We start from the raw sequence: 23,749 nt of genomic DNA, 5'->3' as shown, positions 1-23,749 counted from the left end.
TCACCCTAAACGGCCTTCAAAGGCGCATAAATCAAGCCCTTCGACCGGGGGATCATTGACTTACCCACATGACTCGTGTTCCATTTCAACTGTCACGGGGCGCGCGGCCGTCCGATCAGTGATCTATCTCGTATTTGACTTACCACGAAGGTGGAAACTGCCATGACGAGCATTTTCACAGGCAGCGCGGTATCCATGCCTGCGGAAGCCGTTCAACTGGTCAACACATACGACGAGGAACGCCTGCTGGCAGAACTGAAATCTGCACGTGAGCACACCTGGGACAGGCAGCGCGGCTATTCCGAGGCCGGAGTCGCCGGCAAGACCGACGTCGACTGGCGCTGCCTGGCGATTCGTTCACTGGGAGGCGACGGGGATCGCACCGACCCGGGTGGGCCCGGCCCCGAAGAGTTCGCCGACACCGAGTGGCTGGACGGAATGCCGTATGTGCGGGAGATATTGAAGTCGATCCCCGCCCCCTTGCACGCGGTACGTTTCATGGCCCTGGGGCCCGATACCATCGGCAAGGATCACCACGATGCCAAAATGGGGCCGAAGTGGGGGATGGTCAGGCTCCACATACCCGTGCTGACGAATCCAGACGCGGTCCTCCACCTCGACAGTGTCCAGCATCGCTGGTTGCCGGGTGAATTCTGGTTCGGTGACTTCAGCCGTGTACATCGGGTGCAGAACACCGGAGCCGAGCACCGTGTTCATCTGGTGATCGACGCCTTGGCCACCCGGTCCCTGGCTTCGATCTTCCCAGAACATTGGCAGGAGTACTGGAACTCCGATTCCGTGCTGCACAATCGATCGGAAGTTCCACAAACCGCCGAGGACCGCAGCAGGAATCACTGTTCGTTCGATGCCCCGGCAGCATTCTTTCTGTGGGAGAAGTCCTCGACGCTGGCCACGGATGACGGACAGGTACGCGTCACTTCCGGGAGCGCCGGCACCGGACTTCAGCTCCAGCAGCCGACGAGGGGACCCATCAATCTGGTGCACGTCGGGGAGAATGAATACCGTTTGGCCGGATGGAGCGAGGAACGCACCATCCAATTCCTACTCGACGAACCGTCTCCCCAGGTGATATTTCGCCTCCGGGAAGGGGGCTCGGTACAACAGATCCACCTGCCGGCGCACTAGGCGTTCCTGAAGCAACAGACGGTGTTCGAAGCGGCACAAACCAACGAGTAGGCGGGGAACAACTATGGCTGGGGCAAAGAATGGCATCTTCAGCGAGAAGATGTCGCCATACCTGCGTCGAAAGATCCGCGAACTGGAATCCGCGGGAAGTCCGGTTCATTTCCTGGAACGCCAGTACTTGATCGATCCTTCGGAAAAGGCCGATCAGGTCCATGAAGTTGCGCGGCACTACCAGTCGGAACTCAAGATCGAGTTCGAGGGGAAAGAGCTCCGCGGTGTCGAGAGGCTGTACCGCCGAACGATTTTGGTGGAGCCCACCACCATATGCGCGGCACACTGCCGCTGGTGCATTCGCGGACAGTACGAAACATCCACGCTGGGACACGAGGACCTTGATCGCATAGCTCGGTACTGTGGCACCGGGCCCGACAACGAGCAGATCAGGGAGGTGCTCGTCACAGGGGGCGACCCGCTGATCCTTGTCGATCGGATCGAGTACCTACTGGATTCGATCGAGCAGCATGCCCCCAACGTCGAAGTGGTCCGGGTAGCGACGAGGGTGCCGCTTCAGGACCCTGGCCGAGTAAATCAGCGCATGCTTCACGCACTGCGTCCACGGACAAATTTCCGGGTCGAGATCGCTACGCACATCAATCACCCGGGCGAGTTGTTCCCGGAAGTCCGTGACGCCTATACGGCACTGCAGGAAGCAGGTGCACGCATCTACGATCAGACCGTTCTTCTGCGTGGCGTGAATGACGACCTGGACACGATGGTGGAGCTCTTCGACGAACTTCGGTACCTCGGCATCGAAGCGCACTACCTCTTCCATTGCGTCCCGATTCGCGGCATGGCCCACCACCGCACGACGGTATCGGAGGGGCTGGACCTCGCACGTCGCCTCAGCTCTTCGGGATACGCCTCCGGGCGGGTGAAGCCCCTGTTCACCCTGATGACGGACGTCGGAAAGGTGTCCCTTTACGAAGGCACGATGATCGATCGGGACGAGGACGGAAGGGTCCTGATCCAGACGGGCTACTCCTACGAGGACCGTCTGAGGTGGAGCCCGGGGTGGAAGCTCCCCCCGACTGCCCGAATCGACGGCAACGGGGACCTTCAGGTCTGGTACCTGGACGGTCACCCCCTGCAGGGAGCCGAGTGATGGCGCGGCTCTGGCTGGGAAATTCCCGAACCGAGCACATGATCGACCGCATCGACCTGCTGAGGGAAGAGAGCAGGGTCAACAACTCCCTCGTGGCCATGCGACTCGTCTGGCTTCTGGGCGATGGGGACGTCGTGGTCCTGCCTCAGCCGGCCACCAGCACGTTCATGGAATACGTCGCGCATCACACGGGAGTCGACCCTGAAAGCATCCATGTGATCAGCCCCGACTCCGACATCCTGACCCAGGATTTCCTTCACAGCGAAGACGTCCTGCAACAGATCCGCAAGCTCATCGGACCGGATTGGGAATTCTGTCCCTACATTTACGACAGGGGGGCGGCAATTTTCGCCCAGGAGCTCGGCCTGGCGCCCGACCGAGGACAGAGTTTCATGGGCCAGGGCGGGGCCGAACTCTTCAACAGCAAGGTGATATTCCGCGCCTTCGCGTCGGCCATCGGGGCTCCGATCCCGGATGGCATGCCCTGTATGACCACGCATGACCTCAGCCGTACGCTGGAACGACTGCTGGAGAACACCGACTCGGTGATAGTCAAACGCGACCGGGCCGTCGGCGGCAATGGCAATTACGTCGTCACGACCGATCCGGCGCTTGCCGCACTCGGCGCCTTCTCGGCAATCCATATCGAAAGCAGCAAGACCCTCGACGAGGCGATAGCAGCCGCGGGGCTCACCGCTACGCACGCACCGCTGGGCGAGGTCGTCGTCGAAGAATTTCACCCGGACTGCATATCGGTGTACGCAGAATTCCTCTGCGACCGAACGGATGATGCGCCCCGCATGCTCAGCTCCGGCAAGCTCAGAATGGCGGAGGATCCGCCTGTTCTGGAGGGGTTCGAGATTCCGCTGGCCGGGGTTCCCGAAGGATCACAGGAGACTTTCCTCGGCGAGGCAGCCCGGATGGCTCACGCGATCCAGAAAATCGGTTACTTCGGCCTGGTGAACATTGACGCGGTGATCTCCAGCAATGGCGACGTATGGTTCAACGAAGTCAATGCACGAATAGGCGGTAGCACGCACCTGAGCCGCATACCGGAAAAGCTGGTCGGCCCCGACTGGACCGCCACTCACATCCTGATGAGCGGAACGATCTCCAGCGCTCCCCCAATTCGCACTCTCACGGAACAGCTGTCGGACAATCAGCTTTCGTGGAATGCGGAGCGGCAGGAAGGAATCGTCGTCGTTTCAGCCGGCGCAGAAACAGGAGGAAAGGCCGAGTACATCGTGCTGGCGGCCGGCTGGAAGGAAGCGCGCGATCTGGAAGTGACGATGCAAGGGCTTCTCGCGCGTAACGGCTTCCGCTGAGCGCTGTCCCGCGGGGATCTTCAGCGGGTCCTCGTCGCCAGGACCCGGCTCGACCTCCGACCGCCGTCACCCCAGCCGTCAAAGATCTCTAGTTCAGGACAGCCTGATTGATCATGAGCTACCGCGAACTCGGCTCCCGGCCAGTACTGCTGTGGGGCCTCACCCTCATAACCGCTCGGCTACCAGTCGCCATCGCACCGCTCGCACTCGTCTTCCTCGTACGTGAGAGACCCTCGGGGTACGCGTTGGGTGCAGGGCTGGGCGCGTTGTACGTGCTCGGTGAGGTGGTCGGTGCCGCAATACTCGGCCCGAGGCTGAAACCCGGGCAGGAGCGCTTCCAGCTGACCGCCGGGCTGGTCACAGGTGTGGGGACGTTCATCGGCCTCGGGGCGCTGTCCGATTTCCATCCTGCCGTGCTCGGCACGCTGGGCTTCCTTGCGGGCGCCGCTCCCGCGGCCGCACCTGGCGGGCTCCGCACCCTGCTGACTTCTCACCTTCCGGCGCCGTTGGTGGTGAAGGCACTGAGTGCGGAGTCGATCCTCACCTACGCGATCTGGCTGGTGGCGCCCGCCCTCACCACATGGCTGGCGCTGACTGTGGACCTGCGGCTGCCGCTGTTTCTCGGCGGTGCGCTGATGGCTGCGGCGGCTGCCGTGCTGTGGCTGTTGCCTTCGGAGTGGCAGTTGCCCGCGGGTGACAGCCAGGGCAGGCAGATGCTGCGCACTCTGTTCCGTGCGTGGCCGGTGTATGCCGTCGGGGCCGCGACGATGTCGCTGTTCGCACTGGTCGAGTTGGTGCTCCCCGCCCTGCTGGAGCAGAGAAGCATCGGCACCGGCTGGACGGGTTCGCTGCTTGCCGGATACTCGGCCGCCTCCGCCGTCGGCGCCGCCGTGTACGGGATGCGCACGAACTGGCCCTGGGCGTTGCGCACCCAGAGTCTGGTGCTTCTCGTGGCTCTCACCGGCTTCGTGGCACTGGCAGCCACCGCACGGACGTTGACATCGATCGCGCTCGCCCTGCTCGCCGCCGGGCTCCTGCAGGCGGGCGTGCAGATGTCCCGCACCTTGGCACTGCGCGAGATCCTGCCGTCCAGCATGCACGCCGCCGGCTATTCGGTGCTGTATGCGGCGGTCGGCGTCGGCTATGCGGTGAGCGCGATCCTCGCCGGCGCGGTGCAGAGCATCGGCACTCCATCTGCCGCAGTCCTGACCGGCGTCGGGCTGACATTGCTGTTGACCACGGTCAGCGCATTCGGCGAGGTACGCATCCGGCTGGCGGTGGCTCCCCAGAAGTGAGACCGGCCCCCCGCTTCGAGATCAAGGCGGGGCCTGGCCGCCGCCCCGCGGGCGGCGGCCACCGACCGCTCAGCTCGTCAGGGTGCCCTGGTGGAAGTACATGCGCCAGCCCGCTTCCGTCAGACGCCACACGGAGCTCCGCCATGCCCGGCGCCCGCTGTGGTCGGCGAAGTACGTCAGATGAACGATGCCCGGAGCGAGTACGGCCCCCGCCATGTCGCTGACCTCGACCGGAGCTTCGGGGGCCACCGAACCGTCACTCGTCGCCGAGAGAATCGACGACGCGTCCCAGCGCCGCCCCGACGCCCCGATCTCAAGGAACTCCGGGTCCAGGAGCTCCAGCACCCGGGCCGGCGAAGCACGCACGTCAGGATCGAGAAGCCGCAACTCCGCCTCGACGGCCGCTTGAACGGCCCGCTCACTCTCGTCTCGCATGCGCGAACCCTACGGACGTTCCTCGCCACGTCACAGCGAATAGTTCACGCGCCCCGAGCGACGACCCGCTCCGCGCTCGTCGCTCGGCCGAGGTCACGGTGGACGAGTACGGCCGTGACGCCTTGACGGCAACTCCTAAGGAGTGCTCTCGGGGTCGGCCGTGGGGACCGGACCGGGGTGCGTGTCGGCTGCCTCGGCCGTACGGGTCCAGGCGCCACGGCTCCGGGTCTCGTTCTCCTGGGCCAGGCGGCGCAGGACGGCCAGCACCGGCTCCAGCAGGAGCACGACGATGGCGGCGTGCTCGGCCAGCTTGAAGCGGTCCTCGGCGTCGTCGAGTTCCTTGATCCGGTCCAGGTCGAGCTTTGCGGCGGCTGCCGCCAGTTCGGCGTAGGGCAGCAGGTCCTCGGTGCCGTAGTCGGCGCCGATGCGTCCGAGGTCCATGAGGCTCGCTGCGAGGGCGCGGCGGTGCGGCGAGTCCTCGGAGACGTTCCAGCCCATGGCCCGCACCAGCTCGTCGACCCGTGGCGCCTGCTCGTCCACCGCGTCCGTCTCGGCGGCGTCGACCGGCGTGGGGAGCGCGTAGTGCACGACACCGAGCGTGGTGAGCGGATCGAGGGGCTCGTCCATGGCCGTGAGGACGTCGCGGGTGGCGGCGATCGACAGGCCGCCGCGGGCGGTCAGGGCGCGGATCAGTCGCAGGCGCTGGAGATGCTCGTCCCCGTACAGGCTCAGCGTGGCTCCCAGTTGCCGGCCGGGCGGCAGCAGGCCCTCGCGCAGGTAGTACTTGATCGTCCCGACCGGTGTTCCGGACAGACGGCTCAGGTCAGAGATTCTCATGTGCGCTCTCGCTCGGTCTGTTCTGTGTGTGACCAGTCTCCCAGGTGCTCCCATGGCTGCCACGACTGGATAGTGTCACTATTCAGCTAGGAAGTGATACTTTCCAATGCGCCGCCCACATGCGAAGACGGCACATCCATCCCACTTGTCGATCCACAGCGCCCTCCCGGCGCGCCACCGAAGCTGGAGCCCCTCGTCATGCCCGAACCGACCTCCCTGCCCCGGGTGAGCGCCCGCGGTCTGCTGCGGCGCCGCGCGGTGTGGCTGCCGTCGGCGGTGATCCTCGGCCTGCTGTCGCTCGTCCTGTCCATGCTCTACCTGGGGGCCAACAACGACCCGGTCGGCTCGACGAAGGACCTGCCGATCGCCCTGGTCAACAGCGACCGGGGGGCGGAGGCGGCCGGAGAGCGGATCGACCTCGGCGCGCAGATCGCCACACAGATCACCGGGTCCGCCGAGATGAAGGACAAGGTCTCCTGGAAGAAGGTCGACCGCCGCACCGCCGACGACCTGCTTGCCCGGGGCAAGGTGTTCGGCGCGCTCGTCATCCCGGAGGACTTCTCCGCCTCCGTGGCCGCACTCGCCGGGCCGCCCCAGCACGAACCGCACCCGCCGACCATGACGGTGCTGACCAACCCCGCAGCCGGAAGTTTCGGCTCCGGCATGGCCGCCGAGATCAACCAGAAGGTCGTCGCCACCACCTCCGCGCAGGTGGGCCACGGGCTCACCCAGGAGCTCGGACGGCACGCCGGCTCCGCCCACGCAGGCGGTCCCGCCGCACCCGGCGCCGCTGCCCAGCTGGTGATCGCCGACCCCGTGAAGGCCACCGTCGAGGAGGGGCACCCGCTCGGCTCCCACAGCGGCCTGGGACTGAGCGCCTTCTTCTACGCCCTCGTCCTGGTTCTCGGCGGCATGCTGGGCGCCAACGTGATCCACACCCAGGTGGACACGGCACTCGGCTACATGGCCAACGACAAGGGCCCGTTCCGCTTCGTCAAGCCCGCCCAGCACATGACGCGGCTGCACCATTTCGTGGTCTGCTCGGTGCTCATGGTCGTCCTGTCCATGCTGACCTCCGCGCTCGCGATGGCCGGCGCGGTCGGCGTCGTAGGCATCGACGCCTCGCATCTGGGCCTGCTGTGGATCTTCGGAGCATGCGCCACGGCCGCGATGGGCATCACCGCGCTCGCCCTGCTCGCCGTCTTCGGTACCCCGGGCCCGATCGTCTCGATGCTGGTCCTGATCGGCCTGGCCATCCCGTCGGCCGGCGCCACCATCCCGCTCCAGGCACTCCCGGACTTCTACCGTTTCCTGGCGGAATTCGAACCGTTCCGCCAGGTGGTCGACGGCGTCAGGTCCATCCTCTACTTCGGAGCGCAGGCCGACGCGGGGCTCGGGCGCGCCTGGACCATGACCGCCATCGGCTTCGCGGGGTCGCTCGTCCTCGGCCTCGCCCTCACCCGTCTCTACGACCGCAGGGGGCTGCACCGCTCTGCCCTCCAGCCGGCCCAGCCCCGGCCGTAGCCCGATCCGCGAACGGCACCGGCCGGCTGGAGGGCCGAGCGGTGCAGCGCTTCCAGGGCCGCGGGCCGGGCGGCCCCGTGAGGGAAGCCGCCCGGCCCGGCCAGGTGATTACCGGACGTCGTAGGCGCGGGTGACCGTCTGGGTGACCGCGTTGCCGTTGGCGTCGGTGAGGGTCGCCTTCATCGTGACCTGCTTGCCGGAGGCTCCGGTGTGGTCGAGAAGGGCCGTCCAGCGGCCGTCCTGCTGCTCGGTCGGCGCCTGGGTCCAGGTGGTGCCGCCGTCGTAGGAGTAGGACAGCGTGGCCGCCGTGACAGCGCCCGGGGTGTATCCGGCGTGTCCTTCCACCGACAGGCCGACCTTCAGCCCCTTCTCCGCGGGAAGGGTGTTCATGCCGTCCGCCGGCACGTCGTACGCCGGGAAGAGGAGCGGCAGGCCGCGCGAGTAGACGTCCTGCTCCCGGTGCGAGCGGAAGCTCCACGTGGTGGTGACGGCGGTGGAGCGCAGCCAGTTCCGGTCCGAGGTGTCGATCTTCTGCATGTTCTGGGTGAGCTCGTAGGCGGAGTCCTCGTCCGGCACCTCGAACACGCCGAACGGGTCGACCTTCCGGCCGATCTCCACGCCGTCGCGCTTCAGCCGAAGGTTGCCGATGTCGCCGAAGGACCCGCCGGGGGACCAGTGGTCGCCCGACCCGTCGAGCCAGAACGCGGTCTGGATGCCCATCAGGTCGCCCTGCCGCTCGGCGGCCAGCACCGGCTTGCCGTCGGCGTCACGCGGGGCGGCAGGCCGCAGCACGCCGCGGTACCACTCCTCGGCCCGCCGCTGTCCGGCCCGGTAGGTGCGCTCCTGGTCGCCCATGAACGCGGAGAACGGGAAGCTGGTCATCGCGCCGTGGTACCAGATGTCGTCGCCGGTCGTGTAGTAGGCGGTGCGGGTCGTGGGCACGTGCACCGCGCCGTACGGGCTCACCGGGATGTAGCCGCTGCCGGCCTCGGGGCGGCGGACGAACATCGCGTCGAGGTAGTCGGCTTCCTTGCCCACGGCGTTCCAGGTCTCGGTGACCTGCGCCATCCGGGAGTCCTTGGGCCGGTAGACCCGGTCGGCCTGGAGCGGTCCCGAGCTCGGGAACGTCAGGTTGTAGACGTACGGCGAGCCGCCCTCGGAGCCGCTCGCGCGCCAGGTGGGCCGGAACTCGAAGGTACCGTTCGTGGCGCGTCCGTCGATGTCCGCGTAGAACTTCTGGACGGTGGCGTCCGCCGAGACCGAGCCGGAGATCAGCCAGGTGTCGTCCCAGGTACGGGCGTAGCTGATCGTGGTCAGGTCCACCTTCGCCGGCCGGTCGGTCTCCAGGCTCAGCCGGTGGGCCTGCCCGGCGTCGAGGACGACCGTGGTGTCGTGGGTGATCCGGAGCTGCGGCCGTGCGAGGTAGCTGACCGATTCGGCCGCGCCCTTCGCGTCGTACGTCGTCACGAAGCTGCTGAGGGAGTAGCTGCCCGGACGGACACGGTACGTCTGCTCGGGCGCCCCGGAATTCTTGCGGCGCTCTCCCTTGTCGGTGTCCAGGCTGACGAGATCCAGGGAGGAGCTGCCGGTCGCGGGCTTGCCGTTGCGGTCCAGGGTCTTGACCCGGACGGTGACCGTCTCCGCCTGGACGTACAGCGTGATCGGCACGGAGACGTGCACGTCGCCGCCGGTGGCGAGGATCCGGCCGGTGACCGCACCGTACTGGGAGTCCTGGAGACGGGCGGTGGGGTCGATCTGCACCGGCACCTGAGCGGTGGCCCCGGCGGGGATCGTCACCTTGTGCTGCCCCAGCTTGACGATGTCGGAGTGGACATCGCTGCCGTCGTTGCCGTGCACGCCGCTGACCTTCAGGCTGAGGGTCAGGTCCTTGTCGCCGGTGTTGGTGAAGGGCACCTTCACGGTGGTGCGGTCGGACGCGGCCTGCGGCCAGTTGTAGTTGCCGGCCTGGACGGCGGGCGCGGCGAGCACCTTCTGGTTCACCGCGCCGAACACGTCGAGGACGCCGGCTCCGGTGTGGTCGGCGCCCTCCACCTTCCCGCCGGTGCGGGCCGAGGAGACGAGCGCGGACTTGATCTGCTGAGCGGTCCAGTCCGGGTGGGCCTGGCGGACGACGGCCGCTGCGCCCGCGACGTGCGGGGTCGCCATCGAGGTACCGGACATCGACCGGTAGGCGTAGACGCCGCGGCCGCCCGCGCTGGCAGCCGAGATGTCGACGCCGGGCGCGGCGATCTCGGGCTTGAGGGTGTGCGTGACGGCGACGGGGCCGCGGCTGGAGAACTGCGCGGTGCTGTCGTCCCGGTCCACGGCGCCGACGGTCAGCACGTCGGGGACGCACCCGGGCGAGGAGACGGTCTCGTTGGCCGGCCCGGCGTTGCCCGCGGCGACGACGAACAGGCTGTGCGTGTTCTGCGCGAGCTGCTTCGTGGCCTGGGCCACCGGGTCGGTGCAGTCCCCGATCGACGAGTTGCCCAGGCTCATGGAGACGACGTCGGCCTTCTGGTCGACGGCCCACTGCATGCCTGCGATGACCCAGGAGTCCAGGCCGTAGCCCTCGTCGCTGAGGACCTTTCCGATCAGCAGGGAGGCGCCGGGGGCCACGCCCTTCTTGCGGCCTTCGCTGGCGGCTCCGGACCCGCCGACCGTGGACGCGGTGTGGGTGCCGTGCCCCACATGGTCGTCGGTGGTCTTGGAGTCCGTGAAGTTCTTGGAGGCGGCGACCCGGTCCACGAGGTCCGGGTGCTCGGCGTCCACGCCCGTGTCCAGCACGGCGACCTTGGTGTTCTTGCCGTCGTAGCCGGCCGCCCAGGCCTCCGGCGCGTGGACCTGCTTGGTGGACCGGTCCAGCGTGGCCTCGACCTTGCCGTCCAGCCACAGCTTCTTCAGCGCGGAGGCCGAACGCGAGCGGGAGTCGGTGACGTCCCGCCAGAACGTGGCGGCGGTGTCCTTGTCCGCCTTGAGCGCGACGCCGCCCACGGCGGGAAGCGACAGGCTGCGCTCGGAGCCGCGAGGTGCCTCCGGTGCGCTCTTGGCGACGTTCACGCTGTTGTCGTAGATGGCGATCAGCGGGAGCGATTCGGTGTGCGCGTCGTCAAATCCCTGGCGGATGAGCCCGGTGACGTTGAACAACTGCTCGTCGATCCTGCCCTCGGCGACTGCCTGGGAGGCGCCCTCGGGGTAGACGTAGAGGTCCTTGCCCGACTGGTAGGTCTGGATGAGGGGCTGCGTGCCGTCCTCGCGGGGCAGCACCGCCGCGGAGCTGCGGCCCGACTTGTCCGTGGTCACAAGGACCTTGTCTCCGGTGACGAGCGTGACCGTCGTCTGCTTGCCGCGGCCCTGCGCGGACTCGCTGCCGACGACGGGGCTCTTCCCCGAAGGGCCGTCAGACGGTGTATCCGCCGCCCCGGACGGCGTGACTGCCGTAAAGGCCAGGGCGGCGGCGGATGCCGCACCCATGGCTATACGCGTGATGGGGCGCATGAATCTCCCTACTCGACGATGAATTGCCGTGGTGCGGCTGCAGCCTGGCAGACATGCAGATGGTGTAGGGGTGCCTGGATGTGACGGGTTTCCCGCATGTCGGCATTCCGCCACGAGACCATGGGCTAGAGCCATGAGCGAGGGCCGTCGAGGCCGGCGCATTGCTGATCAGGGGCATGTGGACGAGTGCCGGGGCACCGGATCCGAGACCCCGTGTGATCCTGTCATGCTGCGCGACAAGGCGCCGGTGTCCCTGGGGACGAGCGCCTCGCGGGCGGCTGGAGTGTGGTGTGCCTGTCCGGAGAGCCGGCGATGCCGCCGATGATGGACGAGGTGCCGCACGGGAGTTCCCGTGCGGCACCGCCGCGGTGGGCAGGCCGCGCCAATTCAGCGCGTGCGCCCGGGTACGGAAACGCTGTGGTGACCCCGGGCGGGCAGGCGCCGCCCGGGGAGCTCATGTGTGGAGGGAAAGGGGGTGTGGATCAGGCCAGCGGCCGGCGTACCACGGCGACCTCGCGCGGCCCGAGGACGAGCCCGCCGTCACCGGCTGTGCCGCACAGCACCTCACCGGCGAACCCGGGGAGCGCCACGGCGCCGTCGGTCCGGTTCACCAGGAACAGGAACCTTTCCCGGGTGTTCCTGCGGACGACCAGCTCGACGCGTCCGCGTGCGGTGCCGGGCAGTTCGCTCTCGACTCCCGCCGGCTCCAGAAGACGCGGCAACAGACTCGTGAGGCCCTCGACGCCGAGGCGCGTCGAGACGTACGAGGCCGTGCCGGCGTCCGTCGCACGGCGGGTGACGGCGGGCCGGCCGGCCTGGTGGCCGGAGTCGTAGCGGGCGAGGACCTCGGTCCGCTCGTCGGCCAGGGTGATGCGGTCGGTCCACAGGGCGCCGGTCGAGCCGTCGTCCAGGGACACCGACTCGTCGGCGAGCAGCGGGCCGAACTCCTCGATGCGCAGGCCGAGCAGGTCGCGCAGGGCGCCGGGGTAGCCGCCGAGCCAGACGTGGTCGTTCTGGTCGACCACGCCGGAGAAGTAGGTGGTGATCAGGTGACCGCCGTGCTGGGCGTAGTGGGTCAGCTTCTTGGCGAGGCCGGCCGGGACCACGTGCAGGACGGGCGCGATCAGCACGTCGTGGCGCGCGAAGTCGCTTCCGGTGGTGATCAGGTCGGCTCGCACGCCGAGCGTGAGAAGCGCCGAGTACCAGTCCAGGCATTCCTGCCGGTAGTTCAGCAGGGAGGTCGGGTGGGAGTCCTGCTCGCTCGCCCACCAGGAGTCCCAGTCGAAGATGATTCCGACCTTTGCGGCCTCGCGGTCCGAACCAGCCACCGGGGCCAGGGTCTTGAGGGTGGAGCCGAGCGCGGCCACCGCGCGGAACAGCTCGCTGTCGGCGCCGGCGTGGGGGATCATCGCCGAGTGGTACTTCTCGGCGCCCGCCGCTGACTGCCGCCACTGGAAGAAGCAGACGGCGTCCGCACCGTGCGCCACGTGCAGCAGCGAGTCCCGGGCCAGCTCGCCCGGCCGCTTCGCCACGTTCACCTGCTGCCAGTTGACGGCGCTGGTGGAGTGCTCCATCAGGAACCAGGGCCGGCCGCCCGCGATGCCGCTGGTGAGGTTCGCGGAGAAGGACAGCTCGTCGCGGGACTGCGGGCCGGGGTGGACGTAGTGGTCGTTGGAGACGAAGTCGATTTCCTCGGCCCAGTCCGCGTAGTTCATGCCCTTCGTCTCGCCCATCACCATGAAGTTGGTGGTGACCGGTACGTCCGGGGTGATCTCCTTCAGGATGTCGCGCTCCGCACGCAGGTAGTCCTTCAGAGCGTCGGAGGAGAACCGCTTGAAGTCCAGCTGCTGAGTCGGGTTGGGATGCGAGGCCGCCAGGCGCGGGGGAAGGATCTGCGCCCAGTCGGTGTAGCGCTGTGACCAGAACGTCGTGCCCCAGGCGTGGTTGAGGGCCTCCAGCGTGCCGTAGCGGGCGCGCAGCCAGGTCCGGAAGGCGCGGGCCGCGTCGTCGGAGAAGTCGTAGATGTTGTGGCAGCCCAGCTCGTTGGAGACGTGCCAGGCGACCAGCGCGGGATGGTCGGCGTAGCGGGTCGCCATCTCACGCACCAGGCGCAGGGCGTGCTCACGGAAGACGGGGGAGCTGGGCCGCCAGTGCTGCCGGGCACCCGGCCACAAGGTCTCGCCGGTCGCGGTGACCGGCAGGATCTCCGGATGGGCCGTGGTCAGCCACGGCGGCGGGGAGGCGGTGGCGGTCGCCAGGTCGACGCCTATGCCGCCGGAGTGCAGAAGGTCCATGACCTCGTCCAGCCATCCGAAGTCCCACTCGTCGGGACCCGGCTGCAGGCGTGCCCAGGAGAAGATCGCCACGGAGACGACGGTGACCCCGGCCTCTTGCATCAGCCGGACGTCCTCCTCCCACACGTCCCGGGTCCACTGCTCGGGGTTGTAGTCGGCACCGAACGCGAGACGTGGGGTGAGGTCACCGTCCGCCCCGCGCCGGGTCCGGGGGTGGAGGGTGGAGATCATGGCGGTCCTTCCGAAGGTGGTGCGTGGGGGCGGCGCCGCCAGCTGCGGCGCCGCCTTGCGTTCGAACTGCTGGCGGGGCTACTTCTCGACGGTGAAGCCCTGCTCCTCGCCGTACTTGACCGACGCGTCCTGCCACGCCTTCAGGCCGTCGGCCAGCGTGGTGTCGGAGACGTACGCCTTGCCGACCGTGTCGTTGAAGATGGAGTTCGCGTACGGCTGGAAGGGCAGGTACGTCCAGTCGCTCGACACGTTCGCGGCGGACTCGGCGAAGATCCTGTTGGCCTGCTGGCCGCCGAAGTAGTCGAACTTCTTGTTCTGGAACGAGGCAGACTCCAGCTCCGCCTTGGTGGCGGGGAAGGCTCCCTGGGCGATCCGGGTGGCGACACCGTCATCGGCGTTGGCGTACTTCGCGAAGGCGTAGGCGAGTTCCTTGTTCTTGCCCAGCGCCGGGACCGCCAGCGAGCTGCCGCCGTTCTCCGCGCTGGCCTTGTCGCCCTTGGTCCAGGCCGGCAATGCCGCTGCGCGCCACTTGCCCTTGGCGTTCGGAACGCCGCTGACGAAGTTGGCGGGCATCCAGGCACCGCTGGCCAGGGTGGCGATGGTGCCGTCGGCGAGACCCTTGTACCAGTCGTCGGTCCAGCCGGTGACCGGAGCGAGCAGCTTCTCGTCGAGCAGCTTCTGCCAGACCGCCTCGAATTTCTTGGCGCCCGCGTCGTCGAAGTCGATGCCGACCTTGGTGCCGTCGAGCTTGTAGGGGCGCGAGCCGGCCTGCCACAGCATGGAGGTGGTGAAGCCCCCGTCACCGGTGTCGCTGGCGATGTAGGCCTTCGGGTCGGCCTCGTGGAGCTTGCGGGCCGCTTCCACGTACTCGTCCCAGGTGGTCGGGACGGCGATCTTGTACTTGTCGAAGACCTCCTTGTTGAAGAACAACGCCATCGGGCCCGAGTCCATCGGCAGGCCGTAGACCTTGTCGCCGTCGCTGACCGCGTTCCACGGACCGGCCGTGTACTTCGGGGCGAGCTTGCCGGCGCCGTACGGGGCCAGGTCGGTCAGCCCCTTGGTCAGGGAGTACTGGCCGAGCGCGAAGTACTCGACCTGGGCGACGTCCGGGACACCCTTGCCGGCCGAGATCGCGTTGGACAGGGCGGTGTAGTGCTTGTCGCCGGAGCGCTCACCGACCAGGTTGACCTTGACCTTCGGGTACTTCTTCTGGAAGTCCGCGGCGACGGTCTTCAGGGTGGGCTCCCAGGCCCAGACCGTGATATCCCCTCCCTTGTCCAGGGCCGCCTGGACGTCCCCGGCGGAGACCGGCTTCTGCTCGGAGCCGTCGTCCGAGCCGCCGCAGGCGGTGACGCCCAGGGCAAGGGCGGAGACGAGGGCGATGCCGCGCAGGATGCGGCTCGTTGTTCTGCGCATGATGATTCCACTTCTTCGTGGGTGGGACGGTGAGGGTGGTGCGGGTGTTTCTCACATGGGGGCTTGGCGCCGCCCGCGTCACTCCTTGACGCTCCCGGCGGCAAGACCGGACTGCCAGTACTTCTGCAGGAACAGGAAGGCGGCGATCAACGGCAGGATGGTGATCAGGGAACCCGTGATCACCAGGTTGAAGATGACATCTCCGCCGATGGTCTGCGCCTGTGAGCTCCAGGCGCTCAGGCCCAGGGTCAGCGGGTACCAGTCCGGGTCCTTCAGCATGATCAGCGGCAGGAAGTAGTTGTTCCAGGTGGCGACCGTCGTGAACAGCAGCACGGTCACGATCCCCGGGGCGAGCAGCGGCAGCGCGACCCGGAAGAAGGTCCGCGCCTCGCCGGCCCCGTCCATCCGGGCCGCCTCCAGCAGCTCGGTGGGTATCGCCTCGGCGGCGAACACCCACATCAAGTAGAGGCCGAACGGCGACACCAGCGACGGGACGATCACTGCCCACGGGGTGTCGGTGAGCCCCATCTTGCTGAACATCAGGAACGTCGGCACCGCCAGCGCCGTACCCGGCACAGCCACCGCGCCGATCACCACGGCGAAGATCGAGCGCTTGCCGGGGAAGTCGAACTTCGCCAGTGCGTAGCCGCCCAGCACCGCCAGCAGAGTGGCGCCGCCCGCGCCCAGCACCACGTACAGCAGAGTGTTCAGCAGCCAGCGCCCGAAAATGCCGTCGTGGTAGGTGAAGGTGTCCCGGATGTTGTCCCACAAGGCGAAGTCGTGGGCGAACCACAGCCCGTTGGAGTCGCCCAAACCTGCCTGGGTCTTGGTGGAGTTGATGACCAGCCAGACCAGCGGCACCACGGTGTAGAGGACCATCAGGGCCATCAGCGCCGTCAGCAGCACACTGCGCTTCGGCTTGCCGGAGGGGTTTTTGCGCGGCGTCCTGAGGCGCGTGGCGTCGGCGCTCCTGGCGGGGGATGCGGTCGTGACAGTGGTACTCATCGGTCTATGCCCCCTTGCGCATACCGCGCAGCTGCACGACATAGGCGATCACCATGGTGATCACGCCCATGATGATGGCGACCGTCGCGGAGTAGTTGTGCTGCTGGCCGTTGAAGGACAGCACGTACGTGTAGAAGTTCGGCGTGTAGTCGGTGGTGATGGCGTTGAGCGCCAGCGGACGCAGGATGCTCGGCTCGTTGAAGAGCTGGAAGCTGCCGATGATCGAGAAGATCGTCGCGATGACGATCGCGCCCCGGATCGCGGGCAGCTTGATCGAGGCGATCACCCGCCACTGACCCGCGCCGTCGATCTCCGCCGCCTCATACAGCGAGGTGGGGATGATCCGCAGGGCCGAGTAGAAGATCAGCATGTTGTACCCGACGAACTCCCAGGTCACGATGTTGCCGATGGACGCGAGGACCCAGTCGGGGGAGAGCAGGTCGGGCAGCTCGATGCCGAACGCGTCGTTGAGATCGCCGACCAGGCCGTACCTGGTGCCGTACATGAAGCCCCACATCAGGGTGGCGACCACGGCGGGCACCGCGTACGGCATGAAGATGGTGATCCGGAAGAAGTTCTTGCCGTACAGCCGCCCGCTGTCCAGCGCCAGTGCCACCAGCAGGGCGATGCCCAGCATGATCGGCACCTGGACCGCCAGGAAGAGAGCCACCCGGCCCACGGCTGACCAGAACTGGGTGTCCTGCAAGGCCTGCGTGTAGTTGTCCAGGCCGACGAACTGGTTGCCGCCGATGAGTTTGTCGCGGAAGAAGCTCAGGTAGATCGAGTACGCGATGGGGGCGAGGAAGACCAGAGCGAAGACGGCCACGAACGGACCGATGAAGCCCCAGCCCGTCCAGGAACGGCGGTCGCGTCTCGCCGGAGGCGGGGCCGGCCGCGGCTCGGCGGCGGCCGACGGTTGCAGCGTCGTCATGATCGTTCCTCGCTCGTCCACTCACGGAACCTGCAGCACCGCACGGTTCGACAGGCGACACCGCCGGTGATGATTGCGCAAACATCACCGGCCAAAAAAAGGGCGTGAGCTGGTATGTTTACGTAAACTTTTGATGGCGGCATGTCTACACTCCCCCGATGACGCAGGTCAAGGGTCTTCCGGGGAGATCGTGACCGGAGCGATGACGAAAAAGGGGCAGCGAATGGACACGACACGCGGCACACCGAAGCCGGCGCCCGCACCCGCGGCCACCGGTGGACGGCGCTCGCGCGGACGGGTCCGTGCCTCGGTCTCCATGGCCGACGTGGCACAACGGGCCGGCGTGTCGTCCCAGACCGTCTCACGTGTGTCCAACGGCTACGCGGGCGTCACCGAGGCGACGCGCCGCCAGGTTCTTTCGGCCATGCAGGAACTGGGCTACCGCCCCAACAGCGCCGCCCGCGCCCTGAAGAGCGGCGAGTTCCGTACCCTCGGCGTGATCACCTTCTCCCTCTCCACGACCGGGAACGTCCGCACCCTGGAAGCGATCGCGATCTCGGCGGCGGCCGAGGGGTACGCGGTGACCCTGCTGCCGGTCGCCGTCCCCACCCAGGACGAGGTGCGCGGCGCTTTCTCCCGTCTGGAGGAACTGGCCGTCGACGCAGTGATCGTCATCATGGAGGTACACCTCCTGGACACGGCCACCATCAACCTCCCGCCGTACGTCCAGGTGGTCGTCGCCGACTCCGATGCGGGTGAGCAGTACACGGTCGTCGACACCGACCAGGCCGGCGGCACCCGCACCGCCGTCCAGCACCTCCTCGGGCTCGGCCACGACACCGTCTGGCACCTCGCGGGCCCGGAGGGCTCCTATGCCGCCCAGCGCCGCACCGATGCCTGGCAGGCCACGCTCGCCCACGCCGGGCGCCGGGTGCCTCCGCTGGTGCGGGGCGACTGGTCGGCGGAGTCCGGCTACAGGGCGGGCCTGGAACTGGCCGCACACGACGACTGCACGGCGATTTTCGCGGCCAACGACCAGATGGCCCTGGGCCTGCTGCGCGCCCTGCATGAGCGCGGTCGACGCGTCCCCGAGGACATCAGCGTCGTCGGCTTCGACGACATCCCCGAGGCGTCCTCCTTCCTGCCGCCCCTCACCACCCTCCACCAGGACTTCGCCGAGGTCGGCCGCCTCTGCGTCCAGGCGGTCCTGCACAAGATGCGCCAAGACGGTCCGACCCACGGGACCACCCTCGTCCCGACCCGTTTGGTGATCCGCGAGAGCACGGCACCTCCGGCGGCACGCTGATGTGAGTTCTTGGGGGGGGGAGGCGGTTCATCAGGTGGCCCGTTTCCCGACGCCGGGATTGCGTGCGGACCTGCCCGGGGGCCCGGTCCCACCGTCCGGTGTCCGGCCGCTGCCGCCGGGCGAGCCGGGCCACGAACTCGTGGGTGCCGCCTGCGGAGTCGGCGCGGATCAGCGTGGACCGGCCGCGCCCGGACGGGTCACAGGACCCAGGACCGGGGCAGTTCCAGCGAAGCCTCGCCCACGATCAGCCTCGGTCGCCGGGAGTGCCATCGCGCATCGTCCGCCTGGCCGTACAGGGGCACGGTAGCCAGGTGGAAGCGGGCGTCCAGCGCGTCCAGCTCCGCTTGCCGCGCGGTCCGAATCCTGTCGGTGAACAGGGGCCATGCCTCCGCCAGCCAGCGACGGCAACGAAGTCTGTCCGCGTACTCCCAGGCGAGTTCGGCGTCGAACCCCTCTTCGGTATCCTCCACCAACGCCTCCCACGCCTCCATCATGGTGTTGAGCGTCACCATCCCGTACCGCGCCGCCAAACCTCGGCTTGCCCGGTGCACCGACTCGTAGTCCTCTGCGCCAAGGGCCTCCATGTCCATGGATACAGCCTGCCCGCTGTGACACGCCGGATGGGTGAGTCACCCGACAGGTGCAAAGCTCCGTGGCCGAGATGGATACCGAGCAGAGGGGCAACAGCCCGGATCGCAGGCCGCGGTGGAAACCGGCGAAGAGGCTGATAGAACCATCCGCATGAAGGCCAGCGGCCGGGGCAACGCTCGGTCGAGGTCACGGTGGACAGGTACGGCCGCCTCCCCCACGACGGCCGGCAACGCGGCCGTCGGACGGGCGAGGCGGCCGTGGCGCCGCACATGCTCACAGCAGGCCGAACGACTCCAGGACGCGGCGCTGACCCAGCGCCGGCTCAGCGGGCCAGTAGAGGTAGCAGACCCCGCCCGTACCGCTTCTGACCTTGCCGTTGGCGTCGTAGCGCTTGGTACGGAGCCAGATGTTCTCCCACTCCCGGCGCTTGTAGACCCGGCGCACCGCCTCGTTGTCCGGCGAGGCCGGGTCGTTCGCGATGATGTCGCCGTCGGCGGTGAAGCCGATCACGGTCATCAGATGGCCGGAGGTGCCGTAGCCGGCGCCGGTCAGCTCCTCCTTGAGGAAGGACTGCGACGTTATGGCCGGGATCCCCGCGCGGACCAGTGTCTCCAGGTCCCCCAGCGAGTCCAGCCGGGTCACCACCGAACTCATCTTGTCGTACGTCGCGGCGTAGGCGGCGTTGAACGGCCAGTTGCCGCAGCCCTCGTACTGGTAGTCGTAGGTGAACCGGGCGGCGTGGCAGACCTGCGGGTCGGCCAGGCCGGGCTTGACCCAGGCGAGGTCCTCGGCGGTGGGACGGCGGCCCCAGTACTCGATGATCATCTGCGAGGAGGTGGGGCTGCACCAGGCCTCGCCACCGTTGTCGTACTCGGGGTACTGGCCCGCGTGGACGTTCTGCGAGTAGCGCGGGACCCGCAGCTCGTGGACGAGGCCGGGGGCGCTGGCCGGCACGGTGAAGCGGTCCGGGATGTCGGAGGCCATCGCGCCGATCCGCCGGACGGTGGGCGTCAGGCGGCTGCCCGGGGTGCGGTGGAGGGTGAGCCGCAGCCGGTAGGAGTCCAGTCGTAGTCCGCTCGCCGGGTCGTCCACCGAGAAGGTGTCGGTCCAGATGGAGCTCTTGCCGTCGGACTGGTCGTCGACGGAGGTACGGCGGATGTCGCCGTCGCCGGCGGCCCAGCGGCCCATCACGTACCAAGGTGTCGAGGTGCCGTCCGAGTAGCTGCCCCGGAGCTCGATCTGGATCCAGGTGCCCGCCGGGGTGTCGGCGTTCCAGGAGGCGATCACCTCGGTCGCCGGAACCGAGGACCGGTGGACCGGCGAGGTCCAGGTCGCGTACTCCCAGGCGGCGGTCCTGCCGGTGTGCGGATCGGTGTAGTCGGTGCGCCCCGCGGCGTGGTCGATCACCAGTCCGGGGCGGCGGCCCGCGACGGCCCGCGTCCCGGCGCCGGTGCCGGAGCGCCAGTCCGTGTAGCTGTGCCAGAAACGGTTGTCCACGGCGGGGGCCTTGGCCGCGGGGGCGTGGGGCGGGGTGGCGGAGGAAGCGTCGGCGGCGGTCGCGGAGCCGGTGGACGACACCGCCCCGGCGGTGGCCGCTGCCGCCAGCGCGGCGGTCAGCACGGTTCGGCGTGAGGTCGGTCTGTTCATGGGCGAGACCCCCGGTGGGAAGCGGAAAATGGCCCTGGGTGCACGACAGTGCGCCAACTATCGCGGGTCGCGGCCGGATCCGGCCAGCGATTCGGCTCGCGTCGGCAAACCAATATTGGTCTGCACCACTGGCATGACCTGCGGCTGCTCCGGAGCGGCTCGTAGGCTGGTGGGCATGAACGACCTCTCGCTCCTCGCCGGGCGGCTGCACGCCCTGGCACCGTCCTGCGGACCGGTCCGGCTGATCGCCGTGGACGGCCACGCGGGCTCGGGGAAGAGCACCTTCGCCGCCCGCCTGGCCGCCGCGCTCGGCGGCGCCCCCGTCCTGCACCTGGACGACATCGCCGCGCACGACTCCTTCTTCACCTGGACGGACCGGCTGCGGGAGCAGGTGCTCGTACCCCTGGAGCGCGGCGAGTGCGCGTGGTACGCGCCGTACGACTGGACCGCGCGGAGCTTCGGAACGCCGCGCGGCCTGGAGCCCGCGCCGGTGGTCCTGGTCGAGGGGGTCGGGGCCGGGCGCCGGGCGCTGCGGCCGTCGCTGGCCCGGCTGCTGTGGATGGACCTCCCCGCCGCGCGGTCCTGGGAGCGCGGCCGGCGCAGGGACGGGCCGGCGCTCTCGGACTTCTGGGACGGGTGGACGGCGGCCGAGGCACAGCACTTCTCGGCCGACCCTTCTCGCCCCCACGCGGACACTCTGGTACGGCAGTTGCCCGTGGGGTACGAGTTGCTGGAGGGGACCGGAACGGCCGCAGGAACGGACCATTCCATCACGGACCGTGAGCGCGCGGCCCCGTCGTCCTGAATGGTGAGAAATCGCCCCGGAAGTGCCCCAACTCTGCTTGACCCGAGGGCGGTACAGGTCTTACGTTCTCAATGTGCGGCTTTTCGAAGCCCCCACAGACGCGAAGCCCCCGGTTGTTCCCCCGTGATCGGGGGCTTCGTTCTGCCCTCATACCCCTTGTCCCACACCGGTCCGACGGATTCCGCTCACCCTGGGTCACGGCCTCCCTTCGGCCTGCGGCGCACTTAGCCGCATACTCCCTGCGCAGGTACGATGCCTCTCGGTGCGGTCAATTCCCGTCCGTGGCAAAGTGATTCGGCGCCCCCGGGTGGGCAGAATCGTGCGGCGGGACATCCTGGGGGCACGGTTTGTGGGGGACCAGATGGACATCGGCACGCAGGGCGCACAGGCCCCGGCCGACCTCGCCTGGCTGCGCGGCGTGGACGCCTACACCATGGGCGCCTACCCACAGGCCGAAGAGGAGTTCAGGGCCGCGGTCCGGCTCGATCCCGGCATGGCGGACGGCTGGCTCGGCCTCCATGCGCTGAGGGTCGACACGACGACGGCGCTGCTGCGCATGTACCGCCATCGCGAGCGCTTCGGCGAGCAGCGCACCCGCCACCGGCGCACGCTCAACTCCTGGTACTGGCTGGGCTGGTGGGTGCAGCCGGTACTGGAGAGCGCGCGCGACCTGCTGCTGGCGCACGCCTCGCACTGGCTGGACGGCCGCCACGTCCCCGAGCTGGACCGCGCCCTCGCCGGCCTGCCGCCCGTGGACACGGACCCGCAGGTGCGCTTTCTGCACGCCTGCCGCTCGTACCTGGTCAAGGACTGGGAGCTGCTCGTACGCAACACCGAGCAACTGGTGGACGATCCGCTGCTCGGCATCGAGGCGGGGCTGTTCGGCGGCATGGCCCGGGTGCGTCTGGAGATGTACGGGCAGGCCGAGCCGTTGCTCGCCACCGCGCTGATGCGCTGCCGCAGCGAGCAGCCGCAGCGCAAGGAGCTGCGCTACTGGCTGGCCCGTGCGCACGAGGGGACCGGCCGCAGCGCCGCCGCCCTGCCGCTCTACCGGGCGGTGCACCGGATCGACCCGGCGTTCATGGACACCTCGGCGCGGCTCGCCGCGATCGCGGACTACGACGGCCTGGAGGGCTCCGACGAGGCCGCGGGTCTGGCCGCCGTGTCGCTGGCCGGGCTCGGCACGGACGGCACCGTGTCGGAGGCACAGCCGGAAGCGGATCCGCTGTTCGGCACCGATCCGGTGGACGGCCGGGAGCTGCGGCCCGGCGGCGAGGCGTCCGGCCTTCCGGGTGTCGTGATGCCGCCGCCGTCCGGCGGGGCGCGGCGCAGGGGCGCGGCGCCCGGACAGCCGCCGTCGCCGTTCCCGGCCGGGCCCAGCGACCCGGTGCTGCTCGCCGAGGCGCTGGCCGAGCTGGAGCGGATGGTGGGGCTGGAGCCCGTGAAGCGCCAGGTCAAGGCGTTGTCCGCGCAGCTGAACATGGCGCGGCTGCGGGCCGGTCAGGGGCTGCCCGTGCAGCCGCCGAAGCGCCACTTCGTCTTCTCCGGCCCGTCCGGGACCGGCAAAACGACGGTGGCCCGCATCCTGGGCCGGGTCTTCTACGCGCTGGGGCTGCTCGGCGGCGACCATCTGGTCGAGGCCCAACGGGCGGATCTGGTGGGCGAGTTCCTGGGCCAGACCGCGGTCAAGGCCAATGAGCTGATCGACTCGGCGCTCGGCGGGGTGCTCTTCGTCGACGAGGCGTACAGCCTCGCCAACAGCGGCTACAGCAAGGGCGACGCGTACGGCGACGAGGCATTGCAGGTCCTCCTCAAGCGCGCGGAGGACAACCGGGACCATCTCGTGGTCATCCTCGCGGGCTACCCGGAGGGCATGGACCGGCTGCTGGCCACCAACCCCGGGCTCTCCTCGCGCTTCACCACCCGGGTGGACTTCCCGAGCTACCGGCCGCTGGAGCTCACCTCGATCGGCGAGGTGCTGGCGGCGGAGAACGGCGACGCGTGGGACGAGGAGTCGTTGGACGAGCTGCGTTCCATCAGCGGCCATGTCGTCGAGCAGGGCTGGATCGACGAGCTGGGCAACGGCCGGTTCCTGCGCACCCTGTACGAGAAGAGCTGCGCCTACCGCGATCTGCGGCTCTCCGGCTATCCGGCGGTGCCGAGCCGGGACGATCTGGCCACCCTGCGGCTGCCGGACCTGATGCAGGCGTACGGCGAGGTGCTGTCCGGCCGGGGTCCGGTGGACCGGGGGCAGCAGGAGCCGCCGATCCTGTGAGCCCCGGCCCGCCGCAGGGGCCTGCC

At 68.6% G+C, this 23,749-nt stretch carries 17 protein-coding genes; 8 read left to right on the top strand and 9 right to left on the bottom strand.

Annotated features, from left to right (window positions below; genetic code table 11):
* The first annotated feature begins 162 nt into the window (after nt 1-162).
* The 4 genes from ACFYY1_RS34725 (at nt 163) to ACFYY1_RS34710 (ending at nt 4,928) form a co-directional block, all read left to right on the top strand.
* The gene (locus ACFYY1_RS34725; RefSeq protein ID WP_388592671.1) at nt 163-1,146 is read left to right on the top strand and encodes an aspartyl/asparaginyl beta-hydroxylase domain-containing protein; all 984 of its coding nucleotides are present in this window, start codon (nt 163-165) and stop codon (nt 1,144-1,146) included.
* A 64-nt stretch (nt 1,147-1,210) separates the two neighbouring features.
* Nucleotides 1,211-2,308 (top strand): radical SAM protein, encoded by a 1,098-nt coding sequence (locus tag ACFYY1_RS34720; RefSeq protein ID WP_388592669.1) that lies wholly within the window; start codon nt 1,211-1,213, stop codon nt 2,306-2,308.
* Nucleotides 2,308-3,633 carry a peptide ligase PGM1-related protein gene (locus ACFYY1_RS34715; RefSeq protein ID WP_388592666.1) on the top strand — a complete coding sequence of 442 codons (1,326 nt, stop codon included), beginning with the start codon at nt 2,308-2,310 and terminating at the stop codon, nt 3,631-3,633. Before ACFYY1_RS34720 ends, ACFYY1_RS34715 begins: the two co-directional genes overlap by 1 nt.
* Before the next feature lie 272 nt (nt 3,634-3,905).
* Nucleotides 3,906-4,928, top strand: a complete 1,023-nt coding sequence (locus tag ACFYY1_RS34710) for an MFS transporter (RefSeq protein WP_388592732.1) — start codon at nt 3,906-3,908, stop codon at nt 4,926-4,928.
* A gap of 69 nt (nt 4,929-4,997) precedes the next feature.
* Here ACFYY1_RS34710 and ACFYY1_RS34705 read toward each other — a convergent pair whose 3' ends face one another.
* Both ACFYY1_RS34705 and ACFYY1_RS34700 read right to left on the bottom strand, forming a co-directional pair.
* The gene (locus ACFYY1_RS34705; protein ID WP_388592663.1) at nt 4,998-5,363 is read right to left on the bottom strand and encodes a DUF4440 domain-containing protein; all 366 of its coding nucleotides are present in this window, start codon (nt 5,361-5,363) and stop codon (nt 4,998-5,000) included.
* A 135-nt stretch (nt 5,364-5,498) separates the two neighbouring features.
* The gene (locus tag ACFYY1_RS34700) at nt 5,499-6,200 is read right to left on the bottom strand and encodes a MerR family transcriptional regulator (protein WP_388592661.1); all 702 of its coding nucleotides are present in this window, start codon (nt 6,198-6,200) and stop codon (nt 5,499-5,501) included.
* Nucleotides 6,201-6,398: 198 nt separating this feature from the next.
* Here ACFYY1_RS34700 and ACFYY1_RS34695 point away from each other — a divergent pair, with 198 nt between their 5' ends.
* Nucleotides 6,399-7,724 (top strand): DUF3533 domain-containing protein, encoded by a 1,326-nt coding sequence (locus ACFYY1_RS34695; RefSeq protein WP_388592660.1) that lies wholly within the window; start codon nt 6,399-6,401, stop codon nt 7,722-7,724.
* A gap of 108 nt (nt 7,725-7,832) precedes the next feature.
* On the opposite strand, the gene ACFYY1_RS34690 is transcribed toward ACFYY1_RS34695, so the two are convergent.
* The 5 genes from ACFYY1_RS34690 to ACFYY1_RS34670 form a co-directional block, all read right to left on the bottom strand.
* Nucleotides 7,833-11,222 carry a S8 family serine peptidase gene (locus ACFYY1_RS34690; protein WP_388592658.1) on the bottom strand — a complete coding sequence of 1,130 codons (3,390 nt, stop codon included), beginning with the start codon at nt 11,220-11,222 and terminating at the stop codon, nt 7,833-7,835.
* A gap of 482 nt (nt 11,223-11,704) precedes the next feature.
* On the bottom strand, nt 11,705-13,747 hold the full coding sequence (locus ACFYY1_RS34685; RefSeq protein ID WP_388592656.1) for a beta-galactosidase: 2,043 nt from the start codon (nt 13,745-13,747) through the stop codon (nt 11,705-11,707).
* Nucleotides 13,748-13,825: 78 nt separating this feature from the next.
* On the bottom strand, nt 13,826-15,163 hold the full coding sequence (locus tag ACFYY1_RS34680) for an ABC transporter substrate-binding protein (protein ID WP_388592653.1): 1,338 nt from the start codon (nt 15,161-15,163) through the stop codon (nt 13,826-13,828).
* A gap of 78 nt (nt 15,164-15,241) precedes the next feature.
* Nucleotides 15,242-16,168, bottom strand: coding sequence for a carbohydrate ABC transporter permease (locus ACFYY1_RS34675; RefSeq protein WP_388592652.1), 927 nt, complete (start codon nt 16,166-16,168; stop codon nt 15,242-15,244).
* Between the two features lie 4 nt (nt 16,169-16,172).
* Nucleotides 16,173-17,099: a carbohydrate ABC transporter permease gene (locus tag ACFYY1_RS34670; protein ID WP_388592649.1), complete on the bottom strand. Its 927-nt coding sequence runs from the start codon at nt 17,097-17,099 to the stop codon at nt 16,173-16,175.
* A gap of 223 nt (nt 17,100-17,322) precedes the next feature.
* On the opposite strand from ACFYY1_RS34670, the gene ACFYY1_RS34665 reads away from it, so the two are divergent.
* On the top strand, nt 17,323-18,405 hold the full coding sequence (locus ACFYY1_RS34665; RefSeq protein WP_388592646.1) for a LacI family DNA-binding transcriptional regulator: 1,083 nt from the start codon (nt 17,323-17,325) through the stop codon (nt 18,403-18,405).
* 197 nt (nt 18,406-18,602) lie between these two features.
* On the opposite strand, the gene ACFYY1_RS34660 is transcribed toward ACFYY1_RS34665, so the two are convergent.
* Together ACFYY1_RS34660 and ACFYY1_RS34655 are read right to left on the bottom strand one after the other, a co-directional pair.
* Nucleotides 18,603-18,995 (bottom strand): hypothetical protein, encoded by a 393-nt coding sequence (locus ACFYY1_RS34660; RefSeq protein ID WP_388592644.1) that lies wholly within the window; start codon nt 18,993-18,995, stop codon nt 18,603-18,605.
* Nucleotides 18,996-19,269: 274 nt separating this feature from the next.
* Nucleotides 19,270-20,643: a peptidase C39 family protein gene (locus ACFYY1_RS34655; RefSeq protein ID WP_388592643.1), complete on the bottom strand. Its 1,374-nt coding sequence runs from the start codon at nt 20,641-20,643 to the stop codon at nt 19,270-19,272.
* A 175-nt stretch (nt 20,644-20,818) separates the two neighbouring features.
* On the opposite strand from ACFYY1_RS34655, the gene ACFYY1_RS34650 reads away from it, so the two are divergent.
* Entirely contained in the window at nt 20,819-21,448 is a 630-nt protein-coding gene (locus tag ACFYY1_RS34650; RefSeq protein ID WP_388592640.1) for a uridine kinase, read from the top strand.
* A gap of 361 nt (nt 21,449-21,809) precedes the next feature.
* Complete coding sequence (locus tag ACFYY1_RS34645; RefSeq protein WP_388592638.1) at nt 21,810-23,723, top strand: AAA family ATPase; 1,914 nt, start codon at nt 21,810-21,812, stop codon at nt 23,721-23,723.
* Nucleotides 23,724-23,749: the final 26 nt, after the last annotated feature.

The organism is Streptomyces sp. NPDC001890, assembly GCF_042891445.1.
Lineage (GTDB): Bacteria > Actinomycetota > Actinomycetes > Streptomycetales > Streptomycetaceae > Streptomyces.
This window is presented reverse-complemented; position numbering and strand designations above follow the sequence as displayed.

What these genes read in the sequence shown, in the direction of transcription:
- ACFYY1_RS34725 (WP_388592671.1), top strand. Translation starts at nt 163, where the DNA reads ATGACGAGCATTTTCACAGGCAGCGCGGTATCCATGCCTGCGGAAGCC.
- ACFYY1_RS34720 (WP_388592669.1), top strand. Translation starts at nt 1,211, where the DNA reads ATGGCTGGGGCAAAGAATGGCATCTTCAGCGAGAAGATGTCGCCATAC.
- ACFYY1_RS34715 (WP_388592666.1), top strand. Translation starts at nt 2,308, where the DNA reads ATGGCGCGGCTCTGGCTGGGAAATTCCCGAACCGAGCACATGATCGAC.
- ACFYY1_RS34705 (WP_388592663.1), bottom strand. Translation starts at nt 5,363, where the DNA reads ATGCGAGACGAGAGTGAGCGGGCCGTTCAAGCGGCCGTCGAGGCGGAG.
- ACFYY1_RS34700 (WP_388592661.1), bottom strand. Translation starts at nt 6,200, where the DNA reads ATGAGAATCTCTGACCTGAGCCGTCTGTCCGGAACACCGGTCGGGACG.
- ACFYY1_RS34695 (WP_388592660.1), top strand. Translation starts at nt 6,399, where the DNA reads ATGCCCGAACCGACCTCCCTGCCCCGGGTGAGCGCCCGCGGTCTGCTG.
- ACFYY1_RS34690 (WP_388592658.1), bottom strand. Translation starts at nt 11,222, where the DNA reads ATGCGCCCCATCACGCGTATAGCCATGGGTGCGGCATCCGCCGCCGCC.
- ACFYY1_RS34685 (WP_388592656.1), bottom strand. Translation starts at nt 13,747, where the DNA reads ATGATCTCCACCCTCCACCCCCGGACCCGGCGCGGGGCGGACGGTGAC.
- ACFYY1_RS34680 (WP_388592653.1), bottom strand. Translation starts at nt 15,163, where the DNA reads ATGCGCAGAACAACGAGCCGCATCCTGCGCGGCATCGCCCTCGTCTCC.
- ACFYY1_RS34675 (WP_388592652.1), bottom strand. Translation starts at nt 16,168, where the DNA reads ATGAGTACCACTGTCACGACCGCATCCCCCGCCAGGAGCGCCGACGCC.
- ACFYY1_RS34670 (WP_388592649.1), bottom strand. Translation starts at nt 17,099, where the DNA reads ATGACGACGCTGCAACCGTCGGCCGCCGCCGAGCCGCGGCCGGCCCCG.
- ACFYY1_RS34665 (WP_388592646.1), top strand. Translation starts at nt 17,323, where the DNA reads ATGGACACGACACGCGGCACACCGAAGCCGGCGCCCGCACCCGCGGCC.
- ACFYY1_RS34660 (WP_388592644.1), bottom strand. Translation starts at nt 18,995, where the DNA reads ATGGACATGGAGGCCCTTGGCGCAGAGGACTACGAGTCGGTGCACCGG.
- ACFYY1_RS34655 (WP_388592643.1), bottom strand. Translation starts at nt 20,643, where the DNA reads ATGAACAGACCGACCTCACGCCGAACCGTGCTGACCGCCGCGCTGGCG.
- ACFYY1_RS34650 (WP_388592640.1), top strand. Translation starts at nt 20,819, where the DNA reads ATGAACGACCTCTCGCTCCTCGCCGGGCGGCTGCACGCCCTGGCACCG.
- ACFYY1_RS34645 (WP_388592638.1), top strand. Translation starts at nt 21,810, where the DNA reads ATGGACATCGGCACGCAGGGCGCACAGGCCCCGGCCGACCTCGCCTGG.